This is a genomic window from Ensifer sp. Root423 (genome assembly GCF_001426275.1).
Lineage (GTDB): Bacteria > Pseudomonadota > Alphaproteobacteria > Rhizobiales > Rhizobiaceae > Ensifer > Ensifer adhaerens.
In genome coordinates this window covers 101,073-122,481 of the sequence record NZ_LMEG01000003.1, presented here as the reverse complement: position 1 = coordinate 122,481, position 21,409 = coordinate 101,073, and the positions used below count along the sequence as shown (strand labels likewise).

The window sequence follows — 21,409 nt, the reverse complement described above, 5'->3', positions numbered from 1 at the left end:
AGCCGGGCATCGCTGGAGAGAGATACAATGTCCACATTAGGGACAACTGAAAGGCCGGCTGCCGGCAGCGGGTTCAGGCTCGCAGAGAGCCTGGCCGGGTACGGCTTTATCACGCCGTGGCTTATCGGCTTTTTTCTGCTGACGCTCGGGCCTGCTGTCGCCTCGTTCTATTTGTCTCTGACCGACTACAGCGGCCTTGGCGCAGCAAACTGGGTTGGCGCGGAGAACTACGTGCGCATCGCGACCGATGATCCGCGCTTCTGGACGGCGATGAACGTGACCTTCACCTTCGTGCTGCTGTCGGTTCCCTTGAAGTTGCTATTTGCGCTTGCCGTGGCAGTGGCGCTGAACCGGGGGCTTGAAGGCCTGTCGCTCTTTCGTGCGATCTTCTATCTGCCGTCACTGGTCGGCGGCAGCGTCGCCGTGGCGGTCCTGTGGCGACAGGTGTTTGCCGGCGACGGATTACTCAATCAGGCGCTTAACGCGTTGTTCGGTTTCGAAGGGCCAAGCTGGATCTCGAACCCTTCGACGTCGCTTTATACGCTCGTTCTCCTGGCGGTTTGGCAGTTTGGATCCTCGATGATCATCTTTCTTGCCGGTCTGCGTCAGATCCCGCAGGACATGTACGAGGCGGCAAGCATAGATGGCGCCAGCAAGGCCCGGCAGTTCTTCAAGATCACCTTGCCGCTTTTGACGCCGGTGATCTTCTTTAATGCCGTGATCCTGACGATCGATGCCTTCAAGGCCTTCACCTCGGCCTTTGTCATCAGCGACGGAACCGGCGGTCCGATCGACTCCACGCTGTTTTACACGCTCTACCTCTACCAGGAGGCCTTCACCAATTTCCGCTTCGGCTATGCCTCGGCGCTGGCCTGGGTCCTGGTGCTCATCATCGCCTTCTTCACCGCCATGTCATTCCTGACAGCCAGGTACTGGGTTCACTACGATGACTGATGCCGCTCTTTCGACGACCACCATCGCTTCGCGCGCCGACGCCGGCGTATCTGGCACATCCCCGTGGAAACGTGCTCTGCTTTATGCGCTGCTCGTCGCGGTCAGCTTTCTCATGCTCTATCCGCTGCTCTGGATGGTCGCGAGCTCGTTCAAGCCGGACAGCGAGATCTTCACCTCGACGGGGCTGATCCCGACTGACCCGACAGTCGATGCCTATCGCCGCGGCTGGACCGGCTTGAGTATCGGCTTTGGCTGGATGTTCTTCAATTCGCTGGTGATTTCGCTGCTCGTCGTCATCGGCAACCTCATTTCCTGCTCGATGGCGGCCTATGCCTTCACGCGCCTACGTTTCAAGGGGCGCGGTTTCTGGTTCACACTGATGCTCGGCACCTTGATGATGCCGCAGCATGCGGTGCTGATCCCGCAATATGTGATGTTCCTGAAGCTTGGCTGGGTGAACTCCATCCTGCCACTGGTGGTGCCGAAATTCCTGGCGATCGACGCCTTCTTCATCTTCCTGATGGTGCAGTTTTTCCGGGGCATCCCGCGCGAGCTTGACGAGGCGGCCATCATGGATGGTTGCGGCCCGCTGCGCATCTTCCTGAAGGTGATCCTGCCGCTCTCAACGCCGGTGTTGGCGACGGCAGCGGTCTTCTCGTTCATCTGGACCTGGGACGATTTCTTTGCGCCGCTCATCTACCTGAATGACATCGAAAAATACACCGCCCAGCTCGGTCTGCGCACCTTCGTCGACTCCACCGGGACGTCGGACTGGGGTTCGCTCTTTGCCATGTCGACGCTGACGGTGCTGCCAATCTTCATCCTCTTCATGCTGTTCCAGCGACTGCTGATCGAAGGCATCGCGACAACCGGCATGAAGCGCTGACACCAACTGGAATTGAGAGATAGGGACGGAAACGATGACGACGCTGGCTTTGAGCAAGATCAAGAAGAGCTTTGGCAATCTCGACATCATCCGCGGCGTCGATCTGGCGATCGGCTCCGGAGAGTTCGTGGTTTTCGTCGGCCCATCGGGGTGCGGCAAGTCGACCCTTTTGCGCATGATTGCGGGGCTCGAGCCGATCAGCGGCGGCGAACTTTCCATCGGCGGCGAGCGCATGAACGAGAAGGAGGCGAGCCAGCGCGGCATCGCCATGGTCTTCCAGTCCTATGCGCTCTACCCGCATATGAGCGTCTACAAGAACATGTCCTTCGGTCTCGAAACGGCAAAGATGCCGAAGCCGGAGATCGACAAGCGGGTCCGCAAGGCCGCCGACATCCTGCAGATTACCCATCTGCTCGACCGCAAGCCGAAGCAACTCTCTGGCGGCCAGCGGCAGCGCGTAGCGATCGGCAGGGCAATCGTGCGCGACCCGAAGATCTTCCTGTTCGACGAGCCGCTGTCCAATCTCGATGCGGAGCTTCGCGTCCAGACGCGCGTCGAGATAGCCAAGCTGCACAAGGATATCGGCGCGACGATGATCTACGTCACCCATGACCAGGTGGAGGCAATGACGCTTGCAGACCGCATCGTCGTCTTGCGCGCCGGGGTCATCGAACAGCACGGCACGCCGCTCGAGATCTATAACCGGCCCGCCAACCGCTTCGTCGCCGGCTTCATCGGCTCGCCCAAGATGAATTTCCTCGATGCCGTCGCACGCGACATCCGCGACGGCGGTATCTCGATCGATGTTGCCGGCAGAATTGCGCGGCTCCCGATCGAGGAGCGCATCGCGGTTGGCACAAAGGTCAGCCTCGGCCTGCGGCCCGAACATATCGGTATCGACGCGACCGGCGGGCTCGAACTTGGCGCGCTGACGGTCGTCCATGTCGAGCATCTCGGCGGTCAGACCATCGTTTACGGGCGGCTCACCGACGGGCAGTCGCTGACGGTTGCTCTCGATGGCCAACGCCCGATCACTGCCGGCTCAACGCTGGACGTCCGGATTGCCGCGGAAAACTGCCACCTGTTCGACGGGGCCGGCGACCGCATCGGCCATTGATCGCAAAGAGAGATCTCAAGGAACAAATCATGGAGGAGGAGAACATGATCAACAGACGCCATTTTCTGCGTAACGCCGCGCTTTTCGGGGCCGGCGCCACGCTCGCGACGATGCCCGCGATCCGCGCCTTTGCGGAGGATTCCATGCGCCTTTATTGGTGGGGTACACCCAGCCGCGCCGAGCGCACGCTTGGCGTTGCCAAGCTCTTCGAGGCGGCGCATTCCGGCGCCAAGATCGTCGGCGAAGTGGGCGGGAGCGATTACTGGGCCAAACTGACGACGATGATCGCCGGTGGGAACGCCCCGGACATTTTCCAGCTCGAGCCCAGCCGCTTTGCCGATTATAGCCGCCGGTCCACCAACCTGCCGCTCAACGACTATCTCGGCAAGGTCATCCGCACGGACAAGCTGGTGCCAGGTGTGCTCGATCTTGGAACGGTCGACGGCAAGGTGACCGGTATGCCGTTGTCGCTGAACGCCTTTGCCATGATCTACGACGCTGATGCGGTCACGAAAGCCGGGCTTATCCCGCCTTCGGCCAAAACCACCTGGGACGACTTCGCCAAGTTCTCGATCGACCTTACCAAGGCAATAGGCAAGAAGAACGTCTGGGCGGTTGGAAACGCGTCGCGCTACACATACGCCTTCGAGGCGTTTTTGCATCAGCGCGGCAAGAAGCTCTACACGGAAGCCGGAAAGCTCGGCTATGAGGCCAGCGATGCGGCCGATTGGTTCGGCTATTGGGAGAGCCTCACCAAGAACGGCGGCTGCGTCTCCGCCGAGATACAAGCGCTCGACAAGGTGCTGGTCGACAGCAACCCGCTGGCGACCGGCAACGCGGCCATCGCGATTGCCTTCTCAAACCAGCTCCCTGCCTTCCAGAAGATCTCCAAGAGCACGCTCGATATCACGTCGCTGCCGGTCAGCAGTGCGGATGGTCCCTCCGGGCTTTTCTATCGCCCCGGCTTGCACTGGTCGATCGCAAGCACCGCGAAGAACCCGGAACTCGCAGCGCAATTCATCGACTTTTTCGTCAACGACCTGGAGGCCGGCAAGATCCTTCAGGTCGAGCGCGGCGTGCCTGTAAACACCGACGTGCAGACCGCCGTTCTTCCCTCGATCGACGCCACGGCGAAAAAGACGGTCGACTATGTCAACGGCATTGCGGATCGCGTCGGCACCTACCCGCCGGCCGTGCCGCTCGGTGCTGGTGAACTTGACGAGCGCGTCTTCCGGCCGCTCGCCGACAAGGTCGCCTTCGGCCAGCTGACGCCGGCGGAAGCAGGCAACGAACTCGTCTCATCGGCCGACCGCATTCTCAGGGCCTGAGCATCCGCTCCACTTTGCCGGGCCGCGCGGGAAGTCATCCCCCCGCGCGGCAATGTTCGAACGGAAACCTTTGGCATGACCGACATGATCTTCCCCGAAACCCTGTTTAAACCGTGGGCGGGCAATCCGCTCAAAAGCCGCGCCGATGTCGAGGCCGCGCTCAAGGCGCTGGTGGAGCCGGTTGAACAATATCGGTCTGCCGGCGGCGCTCGCATCCGGCTGGATGCGCATGCGGCACATTTCGACCAGGCGTCCGCCGACTTGGAGGGCTATTCCCGTCTGCTCTGGGGCCTGGCACCGGCCGAGGTCGGCGGCGCAACGTGGATCGATTGGACGCCGATCGCGCGCGGTCTTGCCAATGGCTGTGATCCGGCCCATCCGGAATACTGGGGCGACCCGTTCGACCGCAGCCAGCGCCTCGTGGAACTCGCAGCGATCGGATTTGCACTGAGGCTCGTTCCAGACAAGCTCTGGGCGCCCCTGTCTACGGCCGAACGGCGAAACGTTGTTGCCTATCTGCTCAAAGGCCATGCCTGCGAATATAGCGACAACAATTGGAAGTTCTTCCGGTTGCTCGTCAGCATGGGTTTGAGACATGTCGGGGTCGATTGTGATCGAGAACTCGACGACCAGTACCGGCAGGAACTCGACGCGTTCTACCTCGGCGATGGCTGGTATCACGATGGGGATACGCGCCGCGCCGACCACTACATTCCCTTCGCCTTTCACTTCTATGGCCTGATCCTGGCGGCCCTCGATGGCGGCGACTGGACGAAAAGGTATCGGGAGCGGGCCCGACTGATCGCCGGAGACATGGCGAGATGGTTTGCCGATGACGGACCGGCGCTCTGCTTCGGTCGCTCGATGACCTATCGTTTTGCCATTGCCGGCCTCTTCGGCGCCATGGCGCTCGCAGGCGAAGAGGAGATCCCCTTCGGACAACAGAAGGGTTACTTCCTGCGTCATCTGCGCTGGTGGGCGAAGCGCCCCTTCGCCGCGCGCGATGGCGTGATGCCCGTCGGCTACGCCTATCCCAACCTCATCATGTCGGAACCGTACAATTCCGCGCAATCGCCCTATTGGGCGCTGAAGGCCTTCCTTCCGCTGATGCTGCCGGCGGACCATCCGTTCTGGGCGAGCGATGAGGACGCCTGCCCACAGCGATCCGCCGTCTCCACGCAGCGCCATATCGGTTTCCTGATCGCCAATCCGGCAGGGGATGCCATTGCGCTCTCCTGTGGCCAGCACACGAGCGCCGAGAACACCTTCATCCGCTTCGCGCCTGAGAAATACGCGAAGTTCGCCTATTCGGGGCGATACGGCTTCAGCATCGAGAACGATCTCTGGCGGTTCGACAATTCCGTGCTCGAATCCATGATCGGCTTCAGCGATGACGGCGTGCATTTCCGCGTGCGCGAAACCAACGAAGAGGCGCTCGTCGCCAACAACCTTCTCTATGCGCGTTGGCGGCCCTTCGCCGATGTCTTGGTCGAGACCTGGCTTTACTGGGACGGCGATTTCCAGGTTCGGCTTCACCGCATCGACACGCCGCGGACGCTCGCCACGATCGAAGGCGGCTTTGCAGTCGGGCGAGACGCCGGCGAAGTTTGCAAACAGGGTGCCGGCCGCGCTGTCGTTGCCACGGCGACGGACCTGTCAGCCATCCTCGACATCGGTTCGACGAACCCTCGGGAGGGCCGCTGCCATATCGCTGCCCCAAACACCAACCTGGTTTCCGCAAAAACCTTGGTTCCGCAATTGCGCGGTACTGTTCCAGTCGGCGTCAGCACGCTCGCCGTCGCCGTGCTTGCGCAGGCCGATGCGACAGAGGGGACAAGGAAACTATCCCGCTTGCCTGCAGCACCCGACGTCGGAGCGCTGCGACGGCGCGTGTCCGAGACGGGGACAACCGTAACGCTGATGCGCGGCGTACCGCTCTGACATCCTCGATCCTGCCACAACGACCGAAAGACTTGATATGACGATCCCCGATTTTACATCCCGCCACGCCATCGATCCGCTTGCTGCCGCAGCGATGGGAACCGACGAGCTGCGTCACAATTTCCACATTGGCGGTTTGTTTGCGAGCGATCGCGTCAACCTCACCTATACCCATTACGACCGCATGGTGATCGCTGGGGCGATGCCGGTCGAGGCGGAGCTGACGCTCGAAGCCATCAAGCCGATGGGAACGAAGACGTTTCTCGAGCGCCGCGAGCTGATTGCCGTCAACATCGGCGGGCCGGGGCGGGCCGTCGTTTCCGGAAAGAGCCATGTGCTCGGTCCCCGTGACATGATCTATGTCGGCATGGGGTCGGACGTGGTGTTCTCGTCGGACGACCGGTCGAAGCCGGCAAAGTTCTATCTGTTGTCAGCCCCCGCGCACCGTACTTACCCGACAGCGCTTTTGACGATCGCGGGCGCGAAACGTCTCGATCTCGGCAGCCTGGAAACATCGAACGAACGATCGATCTTTCAGTTCACCAATGGGATCGAGACCTGCCAGCTGGTCGTCGGAATGACGGAACTGAAGGAAGGGTCGGTGTGGAACACGATGCCGGCGCACATCCATGATCGACGCATGGAGGTCTATCTTTATTTCGACCTTCCGGAGCCGGCGCGGGTTTTCCATTTTCTCGGAGAGCCTTCCGAAACCCGCCATATCGTGATGGCGAACGAAGAGGCGGTGCTGTCGCCGGTGTGGTCTATACATTCCGGTTGCGGCACCTCCAGCTATGCCTTCATCTGGGCGATGGCGGGGGACAATGTCGACTACACCGACGCCGACCCGGTCCCGATGGAGACGTTGCGATGAGCGATCTCTCGGCCTTCAGCCTCGACGGCAAGCGCGTGCTGGTTACGGGTGCCAACACCGGGATCGGCCAAGGCATCGCGGTATCGGTCGCCCGGGCTGGCGGCGAAGTGGTCGCGGTCGGACGCTCGTCCATGGCCGAAACAGTCGAAAAGGTCGAAGCGGCGGGCGGCCGGATCCAGCCGTTTGCCTGCGATCTTAGCGATGGAGAGGCGGTCAAAACGTTGCTTGACCGCGTCTGGGGACAGTGCGGCCCATTGGATGGACTGGTCAACAATGCCGGCATCATTCGTCGGTCGGCCTCCACCGAGCTCTCGGAGGCCGACTGGGATGACGTGATCGACCTCAATCTCAAGGCGGCCTTTCTTCTTTGCCAGGCCTATGGCCGAAAACTCCTGGACGAAAAGCGAGCCGGGCGCATCGTCAATATCGCCTCGTTGTTATCCTTCCAGGGCGGCATTCGTGTCGCATCCTATACGGCCTCAAAACATGGAGTGCTGGGCATTACCCGCATCCTTGCCAACGAATGGGCAAGCAAGGGCATCAACGTCAATGCGATCGCGCCTGGCTACATCGTCTCCAACAACACCGAGGCGCTGCGCGCGGATGCGAACCGCTCAGCGGCAATCCTTGACCGCATCCCGGCCGGTCGCTGGGGCACGCCCGATGATATCGGCGAGGCTGCCGTTTTTCTCTTGGCGCCGGCATCCCGCTACATGCATGGCGCGGTCGTCCCGGTTGATGGCGGCTGGTTGGCGCGATAAATTGCGTTGCTGCCGTCCGGGTAGCGATCAGGCCGGCGCAGAGGTTAGCCTGCGGGCAATGTCGAAAAAGGCGCTGACCAGTTTCCCGTTGCTGCGCTCGCGCAAACAGATGAGTGCTTCGTCCATCAGCATCTCGGGCGCTTCGATCTCGATGGGAATGAGGCGGCTGTCTTGCCCGAACTCCGCCGACGAAACGAAGCCGACCCCGCCGCCGGCGGCGACGATCTCGCGCACCGCCTCACGACCTTCGGCTTCGATGAGCGGCGTCAGTTGCACGCCACATTGCTGCGACATCGTTTCGAGCTTTTGGCGGGTCTTGGAGCCTTGCTCGCGCATGACCAAGGGGTGCTTCACGAGTTCAGCGAAAGTCACCTTTTTCTTGCCTTGCAGCGGATAGTCACGGCTCGCAAAGGCTATGATCGGCGTGGAGTTGAGTTTCAGGATGTCGAAGTCGCTCGATTGCGGGATCTCGCCGAGAACGCCGATGTCTGCCTCATAGGCGTGCAGGCTGGTGATGACGGTTTCGGTGTTGCCGGAATCGATCGACACCTGGACGGTCGGATAGGTGCGCCGGAAAGCGGCAAGGATATGCAGCAGGTGATGGGCGGCATCGGCAACGATCCGTAGTTTTCCCGCTCTCAGCGCCCGTGATTCCGACAAAAGATCCAGGGCCTGCTGCTCGACGTCGAACATGCGGCGGGTGACTTCCAGGAGCTGTTGGCCCGCCTGGGTCAGCGTCACCTGCTTCTTGTTCCGGTTGAAGAGGAGGACATCATATTCCTCCTCGAGCTTGCGCACCTGATCCGAGACTGCCGGCTGAGTAAGGAAGAGCGCTTCGGCGGCACGCGAGAAACCGCCGTGGATGGCCACGTTATGAAAGGCGCGGAGCTGGACATAGCGCATGCGTACGACGCCTTCTTGAATAGATTTGAACGATAGTTTGATTAAAACGAACGATTTGATTTATGTAAAGCGGGCGCGGATAGTTTTCGGATTCCACCTCTATCCGGAGCGCGCCTCATGAACCTCCCGGCCGTCGTCCTCGAGCTTGCCGCCGCCACCGTCCTCTTGCTCTACGCCGTCAGCCTCGTGAAGAAAGGTGTTGAGGCGGCGGCAGGCGACATCGTCGCGCGTACCGTCGGTGGCGCCGGTGGACGACCGCGTGCGGCCATCTGCGGCTGCGCGGTTGCCATTGCGCTGCAAAGCTCGACGGCGGTCGCCATGCTTGCCGCCGGTTTTGCCGTCAGCGGCGCGCTGGCGCTTGATACCGGCCTGGCGGTGCTGCTTGGTGCCGATCTCGGCTCGGCGCTTGTCGTCAAGATCCTGTCCTTCGACTTGCATTGGCTGGCGCCGCTTCTGATCGCCGCTGGCGGTCTTGCGCATCTGAAGGCATCGACCCGCAAGTCCGTCGAGACCGGGCGTGCAGTGCTCGGCATCGGTCTGCTGCTGCTCTCGCTGCAGATGATCGGCCATGCGACGCAGCCGCTCTCTCAGAGCCCGATGCTGCCTTCCGTCGTCGCTTTCGTCGGCAAGGATGCCTTGAGCGTGATGATCCTTGCCGCCTTCTTCACTTGGGCGCTGCACTCCAGCGTGGCAGCGATCCTGCTGATCCTGACCTTTGCCGTGAAGGGCATCGTGCCCCTGGACGTCGGCATTCCCCTGGTGCTCGGCGTCAACATCGGCGGCGGGCTCATCGCGCTGTGGCTGACCCGCGGTCTGCCGGTCGAAGGCCGACGCCTGCCGCTTGGTAATCTCCTCTTCCGCGCCCTGTTCGCCGCAGCGATCTTCGGACTCTTTTCGCTGCATTCCCCGTTCGACTGGCTTCCTGGGGAGACTGTGGCCGGCAAGCTGGTCAATCTGCATGTGCTCTTCAACGCTGCCCTGGTTCTCGTCGGGGTGATTTTCTGCGGCCCGATGGCGCGCCTCGTTCGGTTGCTCATGCCGGAGGCCGCCGGTGCCAATGATCGTGCGGCTCATGTCAGCGCGCTTGACCCGGCGCTGATCGACAAACCGGCGCAGGCGCTGGCGGCCGCGGCACGCGAGGTGTTGCACATGGGCAATCTTATCGCCCGGATGCTGGAGCCCGTCATGACCGTCATTCACGCGCCGACACCGCAGGCGGTCAAGGCGCTCAGAAGCATCGATGGCGACATCCACGTGGCCCATAGCGCAATCAAGCTCTACATCGCCGCCGTCAACCGCGGCATCCTGACCGAAGAGCAATCGCGGCGCGGCATCGAACTCACCGAGGCAGCGATCCATCTCGAATATGCCGGAGACGTCGTCGCAAAGAGCCTCCTGCAAATGGCCGAGGAGCGGCTTGCGGGCGCAGGGACCTTCTCGCAGGAGGGATGGCGTGAACTCACCTTGCTGCATGCGGCCGTGTCTTCCAACGTCAGGCTGGCGGCCAATCTTCTCGTCTCCCCGGACCCGGTGATCGCGCGCGAAATGGTTCGGCAGAAGGAACATGTGCGTCGCCTGGTCGAAGAAAGCAGCAAGTGCCATCTGGAGCGGCTTCGGCAGGGCATCGCGACCAGCATCCTGTCGAGCGACATGCATCTCGAGATCGTTCGGGCGCTGAAGGAGGTCAATTCGCTGGTGACGACGATGGCCTATCCGCGCCTGCGCGAGAGCGGGGACCTCCTGGAAAGCCGGCTCGTGCCTGCTGCTTAGATATATAAATTGAAACGATAGATTGATACAAAAGAACGATTTTACAGATAGATGTTTCCGCCCCATTGTCGTTCTCGAACACGCCAACCGCGAGGACGGACAATGCCAAACACCGCTTCTGAAAGAACCATCGCGCCCCTGGAAACACCGAGGCTGGGCGAGCCCTATCTCTTGACGCCCGGCCCGCTAACCACGGCCTATCGGGTTAAGGAAGCCATGCTGCGGGACTGGGGTTCCTGGGATGGCGATTTCCGGGCAATGACCGCCAAGCTTCGCCAGGAACTGCTCGAGATTGCCGGCGATGCCAAGGGCGAGTTCGATTGCGTGCCGATGCAGGGCAGCGGTTCGTTTTCGGTCGAGGCGATGCTCGGCAGCTTCGTCCCGAAGGACGGCCGTGTGCTGGTGCTGATGAACGGCGCCTATGGCAAGCGCATCGCCCAGACGCTTTCCTATCTCGGTCGTGACCATGTGACGATCGACAAGGGCGACTACATGCCGCCACGCGGTCCGGAGGTTGCAGCAGCGCTCGATGCCGACCCTGGAATCACCCATGTCGTGATCGTCCATTGCGAAACGAGCTCCGGCATCCTCAACCCGTTGAAGGAGATTTCCGACACAGTCTATTCCCGCGGTCGCAAGTTGCTCGTCGACTCCATGAGCGCCTTCGGCGCAGTGCCGGCCGGTATCGGCGATTTCCGCTACGAGGCGATCGTTTCTTCCGCCAACAAGTGCATCGAGGGTGTGCCGGGCTTCGGCTTCGTTATCGCCCGCAAGAGCGAACTGGAGGCAGCCAAGGGGCGCAGCCATTCACTCAGCCTCGATGTGCATGCCCAGTGGGACTACATGAACAAGACCGGCCAGTGGCGCTTCACGCCGCCGACCCACGTTGTCGCGGCGTTCCTGGAGGCCTTGCGTCTGCATCGGGAAGAGGGCGGTGTCGCCGGTCGCGGAGCCCGTTATGCCCGCAACCGCGACGTCATGGTCGCGGGCATGCGCGAGGCCGGTTTCGAGACGTTGCTTGCCGACCAGTGGCTGTCGCCGATCATCGTCACCTTCTTCAGCCCGGCCCACCCGGCCTTCGCCTTCGACCGCTTCTACGACCTGATGAAGGACAAAGGCTTCATCATCTACCCGGGTAAGCTGACGGTGGTCGACAGTTTCCGCGTCGGCTGCATCGGTCGCATGGACGAGCATGTCATGCGCCGCGTGGTCGAGGCCGCCCGCAACTCACTCTCCGAAATGGGCGTCGACAGCGCCGCTCCCCCGGCCGTCGCCCTTGAAGAACGTCGCCGTCTCGCTGCCTGAACTGAGGAAATTACGATGAACAAGATGTCCAAGATCACCGTTACCGCCAACCGTCGCACCTATCCCTGGCCGAATGTCCCGGCCATCGCCATCTGCCTCGACGGCTGCGAGCCGGCCTATCTCGACGAAGCCATCAAGGCCGGGCTGATGCCGACGCTCGAGCGCATCCGCAAGACCGGGACGGAGCGCACCGCGCTCAGCGTTATCCCGAGCTTCACCAATCCGAACAACCTTTCCATCGCTACCGGCCGGCCGCCGGCGATCCACGGCATCTGCGGCAACTATCTCTACGAACCGCAGACGGGTAACGAAGTGATGATGAACGATCCACGCTTCCTGCGCGCCCCGACCATCTTCAAGGCATTCTACGATGCGGGTGCGAAGGTCGCCGTGGTGACGGCGAAGGACAAGCTCAGGGCGCTGCTCGGCCACGGGCTGAAGTATGACGAGGGCAGGGCCATCTGCTTCTCGTCTGAAAAGGCGGACAAGACGACCGAGGCGGAAAACGGCCTCGACAATGCCTCGGCCTGGCTCGGTCGCGCTGTACCGGAAGTCTATTCGGCCGATCTCTCCGAATTCGTCTTTGCCGCCGGCGTCAAGCTGCTCAAGGAATTTCGGCCGGATGTCATGTACCTGACGACCACCGACTATGTGCAGCACAAATATGCGCCGGGCGTACCCCAGGCGAACGCCTTCTATGAGATGTTCGACAAGTATCTGACCGAACTCGACGCGCTCGGCGCGGCCATCATCGTCACGGCCGACCACGGTATGAAGCCGAAGCACAAGGCGGACGGTTCGCCGGATGTCATCTACGTGCAGGACCTGCTCGACCAATGGCTCGGCAAGGACGCCGCGCGCGTCATCCTGCCGATCACCGACCCCTATGTCGTGCATCACGGCGCGCTCGGCTCGTTTGCCACGGCCTATCTGCCCGAAAGTGCGGACAAGGAGGAGATCATCGAGCGGCTGCAGGCGATCGAAGGCATCGACGTCGTGCTCTCCCGCCCGGAAGCCTGCGTACGCTTCGAGCTGCCCGACGATCGGATCGGCGATCTCGTGCTGATCTCCTCGGAAAACAAGACGCTCGGCACCAGCGAACATCGCCATGATCTGGCGGCGCTGAACGAACCGCTGCGCTCGCATGGCGGCCTGACCGAACAGGCGGTGCCTTTCATCGCCAACCGCAAACTGCCCGAATTGCTGACATCCGCGTCGTTGCGCAATTTCGATGCGTTCTACTACGCGCTCGTCGCAGCCGCCCAGACAACGCACTAGGGAGGGAGCGATGACCAAGGTGGAAACAGCATTTGCAATTCGCCACGAGCCCATGCGGATCGCCGGCAAGACAGTCGATACCGAAGGGCGCATCGAGGTGCGCTACCCTTTCAACGATGCGGTGATCGGCACGGTGCCTGCGGGCAGCGCCGAGCATGCGCGCAAGGCCTTCGAGATCGCGGCCGCCTACCAGCCGAAGCTGACGCGTTACGAGCGTCAGCGCATCCTGCTCAAGGCTGCGGACCTGCTCGTTGCCCGCAAGGAGGAGATCTCTGATCTGATCACGCTGGAGCTCGGGATCTCCAAGCAGGACTCGCTCTACGAGGTCGGCCGCGCCTTCGACGTGCTGACGCTCTCGGGCCAGATGTGCATTCATGACGACGGCGAGATCTTCTCCTGCGACCTCACACCACACGGCAAGGCGCGCAAGATCTTCACCACGCGCGAACCGCTCAACGCCATTTCGGCGATCACGCCGTTCAACCATCCGCTCAACATGGTGGCACACAAGGTCGCGCCGGCGGTTGCGACGAACAATTGCGTTGTGCTCAAGCCGACAGAACTGACGCCGATGACGGCGCTTATCTTCGCCGACATTCTCTATGAGGCCGGCCTGCCGCCGGAAATGCTCTCGGTCGTGACCGGCTGGCCCGCCGATATTGGCATGGAGATGATCACCAATCCGAACTTCGACCTCATCACCTTTACCGGCAGCGTTCCAGTCGGCAAGCTGATCGCGGCCCACGCCCACTACAAGCGGCAGATCCTGGAGCTCGGCGGCAACGACCCGCTGATCATCCTCAACGATCTGTCGGACGACGATCTCGCAAGAGCCGCGGATCTGGCCGTTGCCGGCGCGACGAAGAACTCCGGCCAGCGTTGCACCGCTGTGAAACGCATCCTCTGCCAGGAGAGCGTTGCCGACCGCTTCGTGCCGCTGGTGCTCGAGCGAGCGAAAAAGCTGAGGTTCGGCGATCCGATGGACCGGGCGACGGACCTTGGCACGGTCGTCCATGCCAAGGCGGCGGAAGTCTTCGAGCGGCGGGTGCACCGGGCAGCGGAAGAAGGGGCGGAGATCCTCTACGATCCCGGCCGTAAAGGCGCCCTCTTGCCGCCAATCGTTGTCGACCGCGTTAAGCATTCGAGCGAACTGGTGATGGAAGAAACCTTCGCGCCGATCATACCGATCGTGCGCGCGCCCGATGATGACGACGCGCTGATCGCGCTCTCGAACTCAACCGCCTTCGGCCTTTCTTCCGGCGTCTGCACCAATGACTTCCGGCGAATGCAGAAATACATCGCCGGGCTGAAGGTCGGCACGGTCAACATCTGGGAAGTGCCGGGTTACCGGATCGAGATGAGCCCCTTCGGCGGCATCAAGGATTCCGGCAACGGCTACAAGGAAGGCGTCATCGAGGCGATGAAGAGCTTTACCAACGTCAAGACATTCTCCTTGCCATGGTGATCTCAAGCGTTTCCCCCGCTGATTCACCCCTCTGGGAGCCGCCATGGCGGCTCCCTTTTTATTTGCTCCCGCAGCGTCGCGGGGCTCTGCGCGACGCGCAATCTTAGATCTGCTCCTTCATCCGGCAGATTGTGCGAAATCGTATCGAAACCTGCCGCCGCCTTGGTCAAGCGCGGTTTCCATGCCCAGTTCTGCGGCAGAACATCCATAGTTTTTTTCTTCTAATCGATAAGAATAATAAATTTTACTTACAGGAAACCGCTGCGCAGAATGTTTCCCGAAGCCGATCACAACAGGGCAACGACAAGATTGTCCGCCGCGCTTCCCCGGTTTTACCAGGACCTCAGAGGAGAACTTCAATCATGAACAGACGCATGCTCTTTGTGCTTGCCGGCGCCGTTTCCGCTGTGCTTCCTGCCATCGCTGCCGCTGAAACACAGCTCACCGTCTACACCGCCGTCGAAGCCGTCGACCTCGACTGCTACAAGGCGACCTTCGAAAAGGCCCACCCGGACATCAAGATCAACTGGGTGCGCGATTCCACAGGCGTCATGACCGCCAAGCTGCTTGCAGAAAAAGACAATCCGCAGGCCGATGTCGTCTGGGGGCTCGCTGCAACCTCGCTGCTTCTCTTGAAGACCGAAGGCATGCTGGAACCTTACCAGCCCAAGGGCGTCGAGACGCTCGACCCGAAATTCGTCGATAAGGACACGCCGCCGAGCTGGGTCGGCATGGACGCCTATGTCGCGGCTCTTTGCTACAACACGGTCGAGGGCGAAAAGCTCGGCCTCAAGCCGCCGACGAGCTGGAAAGACCTGACGAACCCCGAATACAAGGGCCACGTGGTGATGCCGAACCCGGCATCCTCGGGCACCGGTTTCCTCGACGTCTCCGGCTGGATGCAGATGTGGGGCGAGGAGAAGGCCTGGGACTACATGGACAAGCTCCACGAGAACATCTCCGCCTACACCCATTCCGGCTCCAAGCCGTGCAAGATGGCAGGCGCCGGTGAAGCCGTCATCGGCGTGTCCTTCGAGTTTCCGGGCGCCAAGGCCAAGAGTGCCGGTGCACCGATCGACATCATCTTCCCCGCCGAGGGTTCGGGCTGGGAGGCCGAGGCAACCGCAATCATCGCTGGCACGGCAAACCTCGAAGCCGCAAAGACGCTCGTCGACTGGTCGGTCACCAAGGAAGCGAACGAAATGTACAATGCCGGCTATGCCGTCGTTGCCTATCCGGGCGTCGCCAAGCAGGTCGAGCACCTGCCCGACGACATCGCTTCCCGGATGATCGTCAACGACTTCGAGTGGGCTGCAAACAACCGCTCTGACATCCTCAAGGAATGGCAGAAGCGTTACGACGCCAAGTCTGAACCGAAGAGCTGAGCCTGATCGGCCGGGCGCAGCGCCTTTGCGCTGCGCCCGATCGCATTTCTCGGAAAGAAAATCCCTCAAGCCAGCGGAGCTTGCAGATGAGGCATGCCCTGTCGATCGAACCGACGCCCACCAGCCGTCAGCACTTCGCCGATGACGCGGCCGCGGAGCCGGCCCCCTACTTGCAGATCTCGGATCTCTGGAAGACCTATGGCGATTTCGTCGCGCTTCGCGACATTTCGCTGTCGATTGCCAGGGGCGAGTTCGTCTGTTTTCTCGGCCCGTCCGGCTGCGGCAAGACGACGTTGCTGCGAGCCATCGCCGGTCTCGACCTGCAGACGCAAGGCACCATCCTGCAAGACGGCCGCAATATCTCGACGCTGCCGGCTTCTAGCCGCGACTATGGCATCGTCTTCCAGTCTTATGCGCTCTTTCCCAATCTGACGATCGAGCAGAACATCGCCTTTGGCCTGGAAAACACCGGCCGATCGAAGGCGGGGGTCGCATCCCGGGTCGCCGAACTCTTGGAAACGGTCGGCCTTTCGGCGCACGGCAAGAAGTATCCGGCCCAGCTTTCCGGTGGCCAGCAACAGCGCATCGCGCTTGCCCGCGCCATCGCCATCTCGCCGGGGCTATTGTTGCTCGACGAGCCGCTGTCGGCACTCGACGCCAAGGTTCGCGTGCACCTTCGCCATGAGATCAAGGCGCTGCAGAGAAAGCTCGGTGTGACGACCATCATGGTGACGCACGACCAGGAGGAGGCCCTCGCCATGGCCGACCGGATCGTCGTCATGAACCACGGCGTCATCGAGCAGGTCGGCTCGCCGACCGAAATCTACCGTCATCCCGAAACGCTGTTCGTCGCCGACTTCATCGGCGAGACCAATCAGTTCGAAGCCCGGGTTCTTGGAGATGACGAAGTCGAGATCGGCCACTCCGCCTTTTGCTGTTCGACGGAGGATTTTTCCGCCGGCCATGCGGCAACGGCGGTCGTCCGCCCGGTCGACATCATTCCCCACGGAGCCGATGCCCATGCCGTCAACGCCAGCGACCGGCCGGCCACACCGCAGAACCTGATCGATGCCGAGGTGCGCGAGATGGAGTTCCTCGGCATGTTCTGGCGCACGCGCCTGACGGCCCCGCGTCTCGGCGAGCGCACGCTGGTTGCCGACTTCTCCGTCAACGCGGTGAGACGCCTCCGGATCGAAACCGGCGGCGCCATCCAGGTGGAGATCCCGCGCGAACGCCTGCTGCTCTATCCGAGGGGGGCTGGACGATGAACATGGTTCTGGAAGCACCCCACCTTCCCCTGATCGGCAAGCGGCTGCGCCAGGAATCCTCCAAAGACGACCGCATCAAGCTCGGCTTCATGGCAGTCATCGGGCTATATCTGGTCGTCGCGCTTGGCGCGCCGCTCTTCGTCATGCTGTCGAAGTCGCTGTCGACCTACCGGTTCGAGCTTTCGGCTTTCGAGTTCCAGGTGAGCGACGAGACGGGGGCGAACTGGGGGCCGGTCGTCACCGCCGAAGACCTGAACCGGGAACTCGGGGCGGTGACGGAAGCCGAGCTTTCCAGCAGTTCCGACGGACGGCTCGCGGCCACAAAATTATTCCCGGATTTCAAGTTCCGCAGCCCCGTTCACTACCGTATTCGCGGGACGAACGACGATGCCGCCTTCCTGGTCGGCTCCACCCTCGAAAAGGGGACTGAGTGGCGGGACTATGATTCCGGTACCTTCCGGCGCGTCGTGCTGCGACCCGCGCGCGCTCTGGGTTTTACGAACTTCACGACCTATTTCTCGACGCCGGCGCTTGCGCAGTCGATCTACAATTCCGTGCTGATGGCGGTGATCAGCACGGTGTTCACGATCTCGGTCGCCTTTGCGCTTGCCTACGGCCTGACGCGCAGCTGCATGCCGCTCAAAGGGCTTTTCCGCGGCATCCTGACGATCCCGATCCTGGTGCCGTCACTCTTGCCGGGCATTGCACTCGTCTATCTCTTCGGCAATCAGGGCATCTTCAGGGATTGGCTTTTTGGCTATTCGATCTACGGGCCGATCGGCATCGTCATCGGCTCTGTTTTCTTCACCCTGCCGCATGCCTTCCTGATCATCCAGACGGCGCTCTCGATTGCCGATGCTCGCCACTATGAGGCGGCCGCATCGCTCAAAGCCAGCAAATGGCGGACCTTCACGACCGTCACGGTGCCCGGCGCGCGCTTCGGCATCGTCTCTGCGGCCTTCGTCGTCTTCACGCTTGTCATCACCGATTTTGGCCTGCCCAAGGTGATCGGCGGACAATACGGCATGCTCGCCGTCGACATTTACAAGCAGGTGATCGGCCAGCAGAACTTCGAGATGGGCGCGGTCGTTTCCGTCATCCTGCTGGTGCCGGCGGTGCTTGCCTTTTACGTCGACCGGCACATGCAGAAGCGGCAGGTAGCGCTTCTGTCGGCGCGCGCCGTGCCCTATCAGCCGAAGCCCAATGCCCGCATGGACGGTCTGTGCTTCACCTTTGCCTGCTTCGTCAGCCTCTTCATCCTCGGCATGATCGCCATGTGCCAGATCGCAGCGGTGGTGAAGTTCTGGCCCTATGACCTGACGCTGACAGCCAAGAATTTTGCCTTCGACCTGATGGACGGTGGCGGCTGGGCCGCCTATGGCAACTCGATCCGGCTCGCGCTTTTGACGGCACTCTTCGGTTCGATCGTCGTCTTTGCCGGCGCCTACATGGTGGAGAAGGCCGATGGCTTCCGCTTCGGCCGTGGCCTCTTTCACTTCCTGGCGATGATGCCGATGGCGGTGCCCGGCATGGTGCTCGGCCTTGCCTATATCTTCTTCTTCAACAACCCGGCCAATCCGCTGCACCCGATCTACGGCACGATGACGATCCTCGTCGTCTCGACCGTGACGCACTTTTATACCGTCGCGCACCTGACCGCGCTGACGGCGCTGAAGCAGATGGACCCGGAGTTCGAATCCGTCGCCGCGTCGCTGAAACAGCCCTTCCACCGGCTGTTCTTTCGGGTCACGGTGCCGGTCTGCCTGCCGGCGATCCTCAACATCGCTATCTATCTCTTCGTCAATGCGATGACGACCGTCTCGGCGGTGGTGTTTCTCTACTCGACCGACACCAAGCTCGCGTCAGTCGCCGTGCTAAACATGGACGACGCCGGCGATATAGCGCCGGCCGCGGCCATGGGCATGATGATCTTTTACACTAATGTTGCGGCCAAACTTGTCCACGCGCTGATCGCGCGCGGTCTGCTCGCGCGCACCCAGGCTTGGCGCTAACCCGCAACCAGCCCTTCGCAAAGCGCCGCCGTCCTTCGTTCTGAAGGACGGCGGCGCTTTTGTCCGCGTCACTCTACGCCACCTGGAGCTCCGCCATCACCACTTTGCGGTCGTTTCCTGCGCGCAGGCGCTCCATCTCGTTGAGACGCGAACGCTGCGGCGTAAGGCCGTAGCGTTCGCGGTAGGTGCGGGAAAAGTGCGAGGCGGTGGAAAAGCCGCAGGCGACCGCGATTTCGATGACCTGAAGCGACGAGGTTATGAGCAGCAGGTGAGCGCGCTCGAGCCTGAGGTCGAGATAGTAGCGCGCCGGCGTGCGCCCCATTTCTCTTCGAAACAGGCGCTCGATCTGGCGCCGGGAAAGTCCGGTCGAGGGCCACATGTCGGCGAGCTTCAATGGCTCGGCAAGATTTGCCTCCATCTTTTCGATGACACGAATCAATAGAGGGTTGTCGATGCCGAGACGTGCCTGCAACGGCAATCGCTGGCGCTCGCCGGTCTCACGCAGCCGCTCGCAGAGTGCCGCCTCGCAGATACGGGTGGCCACGTCCCGACCAAGGTCCTCTTCGATGATGTGCAGGAACATGTCGAAGGGCGCGTTGCCGCCGGCGCAGGTATAGATCCCGCCGTCGATCTCAAAGGCGGTCTGGCGCGGGTCCGCGATGAAGAACCGCTCGGAGAAGTCTGGAAAGTGTTCCCAGTGAACGGCGCAGCGACGCTCATCGAGCAGCCCCGCGCGCGCTAGGCAGTAGACGCCGCCGCCAAGCCCGGCGAGGCGCGCGTTGCTGCGAGCGCCTGATCGCAGCCAGGCCTCCAGGGCCCTGTCGGCCGATGGCTTCTTGCGGCCGCCACAGATGACGATGAAGCCCGGATCTGCATCGCGGCCAAACCGGTTGCGTTCGGCCGAGAGCGGCGCCGCTACCGGAATGCCCGTGCCGCAGGATGAAACGGCGGGTGCTCCATCCGCCGCTACAAGGTGCCACCCGTATACCGGGCGGCCGGCCACGTCATTGGCGAGGCGTAGCGCTTCGATCGCCGCGGAGAAGCCATGGAGGGTAAATCCATCGAGCAGGTAGAAGGTGAAGTGGCGAGCCTGCGTACATGGCTGTTGCATTGTCTCTTCCTGAGGGCGTCGAAGTGGTGCGCGGAAAGAATAGTTACATTATGCAACATATTGGACCGTTGCCAATCCCGTTAAAACGAGGATCCGAAGAAATCCGCTCGAAATCCGTGCGGATGAGGGGCCACTACGCGTGCGCTGCGGCGTGGACAGCCGTTGCAGCTTGTCAAATGGACAAAAATGGACACAGATAGTCACATGTCAGAACAACAAAACGCCCGCGCTCTTGCTCCACGCCGTCACGGCGAGATCCTCAGGCGGCTTGCAGCCGACGGTACCGTTGGTATCACCGAGCTTGCGGATTTCTTCGATGTTTCGCGTCAGACCATCAGGCGCGATCTGAAGCTTCTTGCCGATCGCGGCCAGCTCGATCTTGTCCATGGCGGCGCCACCCTGTTCGAGTCGACGGAAGCGGCCTTCGTCGAGCGGCGGGAGGAGAATGCCGGGCCAAAAGCGCTGATCGGTCGTGCAGCAGCAGGTCTCGTGCGCGACGGCATGGTGCTCTTCCTTGATTCCGGCACGACGACGCTTGCTGTGGCCCATGCCCTGACTGGGCGAAAAAACTTAACGATTTGCACGACTTCGCTATCGATCGCCTTGCTGATGTGCCGACAGCCCCAGGTGCGCGTTCATATGCTCGGCGGCGAAATCGATCCGGATGAAGAAGCGGCCATCGGTATCGATGCGCTCGAGGCGATCAGCCATTTCCGCGTCGACGTCGCGTTCTTAGGCGGCGGGGGCCTGTCGCCCGATGGAGAGGTGACCGACTTTACCCGCAGCGGCGCCGAGCAGCGCTCGCGCATGGTGGCAACGGCGGCCAAAGCCTATTTCGTACTCGACAGTTCCAAGTTCGGACGGCTGACGCCGCTTCGCATTCCCCGCTTCGAAGCCGCCGCCGGAGTGATTGTTGACCGACATCCGCCGGAGGCGATCCGCGAGGCGCTCGAGCGCAAAGGTCCAGCCCTGGTCGTTGCAGAACAACAAATGTAATCTTTTGTAACTTTTTGTCTTGTTCTTTGTCCGCGTTTTGTTACCGTGCGGCCTT

18 protein-coding genes are annotated in these 21,409 nt (G+C 61.8%); 15 read left to right on the top strand and 3 right to left on the bottom strand.

Going from position 1 to position 21,409, the window contains the following annotated elements:
- The first annotated feature begins 27 nt into the window (after nt 1-27).
- The 7 genes from ASD01_RS06425 (at nt 28) to kduD (ending at nt 7,861) form a co-directional block, all read left to right on the top strand.
- Entirely contained in the window at nt 28-954 is a 927-nt protein-coding gene (locus ASD01_RS06425; RefSeq protein WP_034794779.1) for a carbohydrate ABC transporter permease, read from the top strand.
- Nucleotides 947-1,840, top strand: a complete 894-nt coding sequence (locus tag ASD01_RS06420) for a carbohydrate ABC transporter permease (protein ID WP_034794776.1) — start codon at nt 947-949, stop codon at nt 1,838-1,840. Before ASD01_RS06425 ends, ASD01_RS06420 begins: the two co-directional genes overlap by 8 nt.
- A 34-nt stretch (nt 1,841-1,874) precedes the next feature.
- Nucleotides 1,875-2,957 (top strand): ABC transporter ATP-binding protein, encoded by a 1,083-nt coding sequence (locus tag ASD01_RS06415; RefSeq protein WP_034794772.1) that lies wholly within the window; start codon nt 1,875-1,877, stop codon nt 2,955-2,957.
- A 44-nt stretch (nt 2,958-3,001) separates the two neighbouring features.
- Entirely contained in the window at nt 3,002-4,285 is a 1,284-nt protein-coding gene (locus ASD01_RS06410; protein ID WP_063979493.1) for an ABC transporter substrate-binding protein, read from the top strand.
- Nucleotides 4,286-4,369: 84 nt separating this feature from the next.
- Nucleotides 4,370-6,226: a DUF2264 domain-containing protein gene (locus ASD01_RS06405; RefSeq protein ID WP_060530566.1), complete on the top strand. Its 1,857-nt coding sequence runs from the start codon at nt 4,370-4,372 to the stop codon at nt 6,224-6,226.
- Between the two features lie 37 nt (nt 6,227-6,263).
- Complete coding sequence (gene kduI, locus ASD01_RS06400; RefSeq protein ID WP_034794769.1) at nt 6,264-7,100, top strand: 5-dehydro-4-deoxy-D-glucuronate isomerase; 837 nt, start codon at nt 6,264-6,266, stop codon at nt 7,098-7,100.
- Nucleotides 7,097-7,861, top strand: coding sequence for a 2-dehydro-3-deoxy-D-gluconate 5-dehydrogenase KduD (gene kduD, locus ASD01_RS06395; protein ID WP_034794766.1), 765 nt, complete (start codon nt 7,097-7,099; stop codon nt 7,859-7,861). Before kduI ends, kduD begins: the two co-directional genes overlap by 4 nt.
- A gap of 27 nt (nt 7,862-7,888) precedes the next feature.
- Here kduD and ASD01_RS06390 read toward each other — a convergent pair whose 3' ends face one another.
- Nucleotides 7,889-8,764, bottom strand: a complete 876-nt coding sequence (locus tag ASD01_RS06390) for a LysR substrate-binding domain-containing protein (protein WP_034794762.1) — start codon at nt 8,762-8,764, stop codon at nt 7,889-7,891.
- A 117-nt stretch (nt 8,765-8,881) separates the two neighbouring features.
- On the opposite strand from ASD01_RS06390, the gene ASD01_RS06385 reads away from it, so the two are divergent.
- From ASD01_RS06385 to phnY, 4 genes are all read left to right on the top strand, one after another.
- Nucleotides 8,882-10,534, top strand: coding sequence for a Na/Pi cotransporter family protein (locus ASD01_RS06385; RefSeq protein WP_034794759.1), 1,653 nt, complete (start codon nt 8,882-8,884; stop codon nt 10,532-10,534).
- Nucleotides 10,535-10,636: 102 nt separating this feature from the next.
- The gene (locus ASD01_RS06380) at nt 10,637-11,839 is read left to right on the top strand and encodes a 2-aminoethylphosphonate--pyruvate transaminase (RefSeq protein WP_060516642.1); all 1,203 of its coding nucleotides are present in this window, start codon (nt 10,637-10,639) and stop codon (nt 11,837-11,839) included.
- 15 nt (nt 11,840-11,854) lie between these two features.
- On the top strand, nt 11,855-13,117 hold the full coding sequence (gene phnA / locus ASD01_RS06375; protein WP_034794753.1) for a phosphonoacetate hydrolase: 1,263 nt from the start codon (nt 11,855-11,857) through the stop codon (nt 13,115-13,117).
- Between the two features lie 10 nt (nt 13,118-13,127).
- Nucleotides 13,128-14,582, top strand: coding sequence for a phosphonoacetaldehyde dehydrogenase (phnY, locus tag ASD01_RS06370; RefSeq protein WP_034794751.1), 1,455 nt, complete (start codon nt 13,128-13,130; stop codon nt 14,580-14,582).
- A 23-nt stretch (nt 14,583-14,605) separates the two neighbouring features.
- Here the strand turns inward: phnY and ASD01_RS35385 are convergent, their stop codons facing one another.
- A complete protein-coding gene (locus tag ASD01_RS35385) occupies nt 14,606-14,791 on the bottom strand; it encodes a hypothetical protein (protein ID WP_060516634.1) in 186 nt (61 codons plus the stop codon).
- Nucleotides 14,792-14,944: 153 nt separating this feature from the next.
- Here ASD01_RS35385 and ASD01_RS06365 point away from each other — a divergent pair, with 153 nt between their 5' ends.
- The 3 genes from ASD01_RS06365 to ASD01_RS06355 all read left to right on the top strand — a co-directional run bounded on the left by ASD01_RS06365 (nt 14,945) and on the right by ASD01_RS06355 (nt 19,247).
- The gene (locus ASD01_RS06365) at nt 14,945-15,967 is read left to right on the top strand and encodes a putative 2-aminoethylphosphonate ABC transporter substrate-binding protein (RefSeq protein ID WP_060643677.1); all 1,023 of its coding nucleotides are present in this window, start codon (nt 14,945-14,947) and stop codon (nt 15,965-15,967) included.
- 86 nt (nt 15,968-16,053) lie between these two features.
- Complete coding sequence (locus tag ASD01_RS06360; protein ID WP_060643691.1) at nt 16,054-17,235, top strand: putative 2-aminoethylphosphonate ABC transporter ATP-binding protein; 1,182 nt, start codon at nt 16,054-16,056, stop codon at nt 17,233-17,235.
- A 2-nt stretch (nt 17,236-17,237) separates the two neighbouring features.
- Nucleotides 17,238-19,247, top strand: coding sequence for a putative 2-aminoethylphosphonate ABC transporter permease subunit (locus ASD01_RS06355; protein WP_060643690.1), 2,010 nt, complete (start codon nt 17,238-17,240; stop codon nt 19,245-19,247).
- Between the two features lie 73 nt (nt 19,248-19,320).
- Here the strand turns inward: ASD01_RS06355 and ASD01_RS06350 are convergent, their stop codons facing one another.
- The gene (locus ASD01_RS06350; protein WP_060643676.1) at nt 19,321-20,358 is read right to left on the bottom strand and encodes a GlxA family transcriptional regulator; all 1,038 of its coding nucleotides are present in this window, start codon (nt 20,356-20,358) and stop codon (nt 19,321-19,323) included.
- A 204-nt stretch (nt 20,359-20,562) separates the two neighbouring features.
- Between ASD01_RS06350 and ASD01_RS06345 the strand changes: the two genes are divergently transcribed.
- Nucleotides 20,563-21,354: a DeoR/GlpR family DNA-binding transcription regulator gene (locus ASD01_RS06345; RefSeq protein WP_060643675.1), complete on the top strand. Its 792-nt coding sequence runs from the start codon at nt 20,563-20,565 to the stop codon at nt 21,352-21,354.
- Nucleotides 21,355-21,409 lie beyond the last annotated feature (55 nt).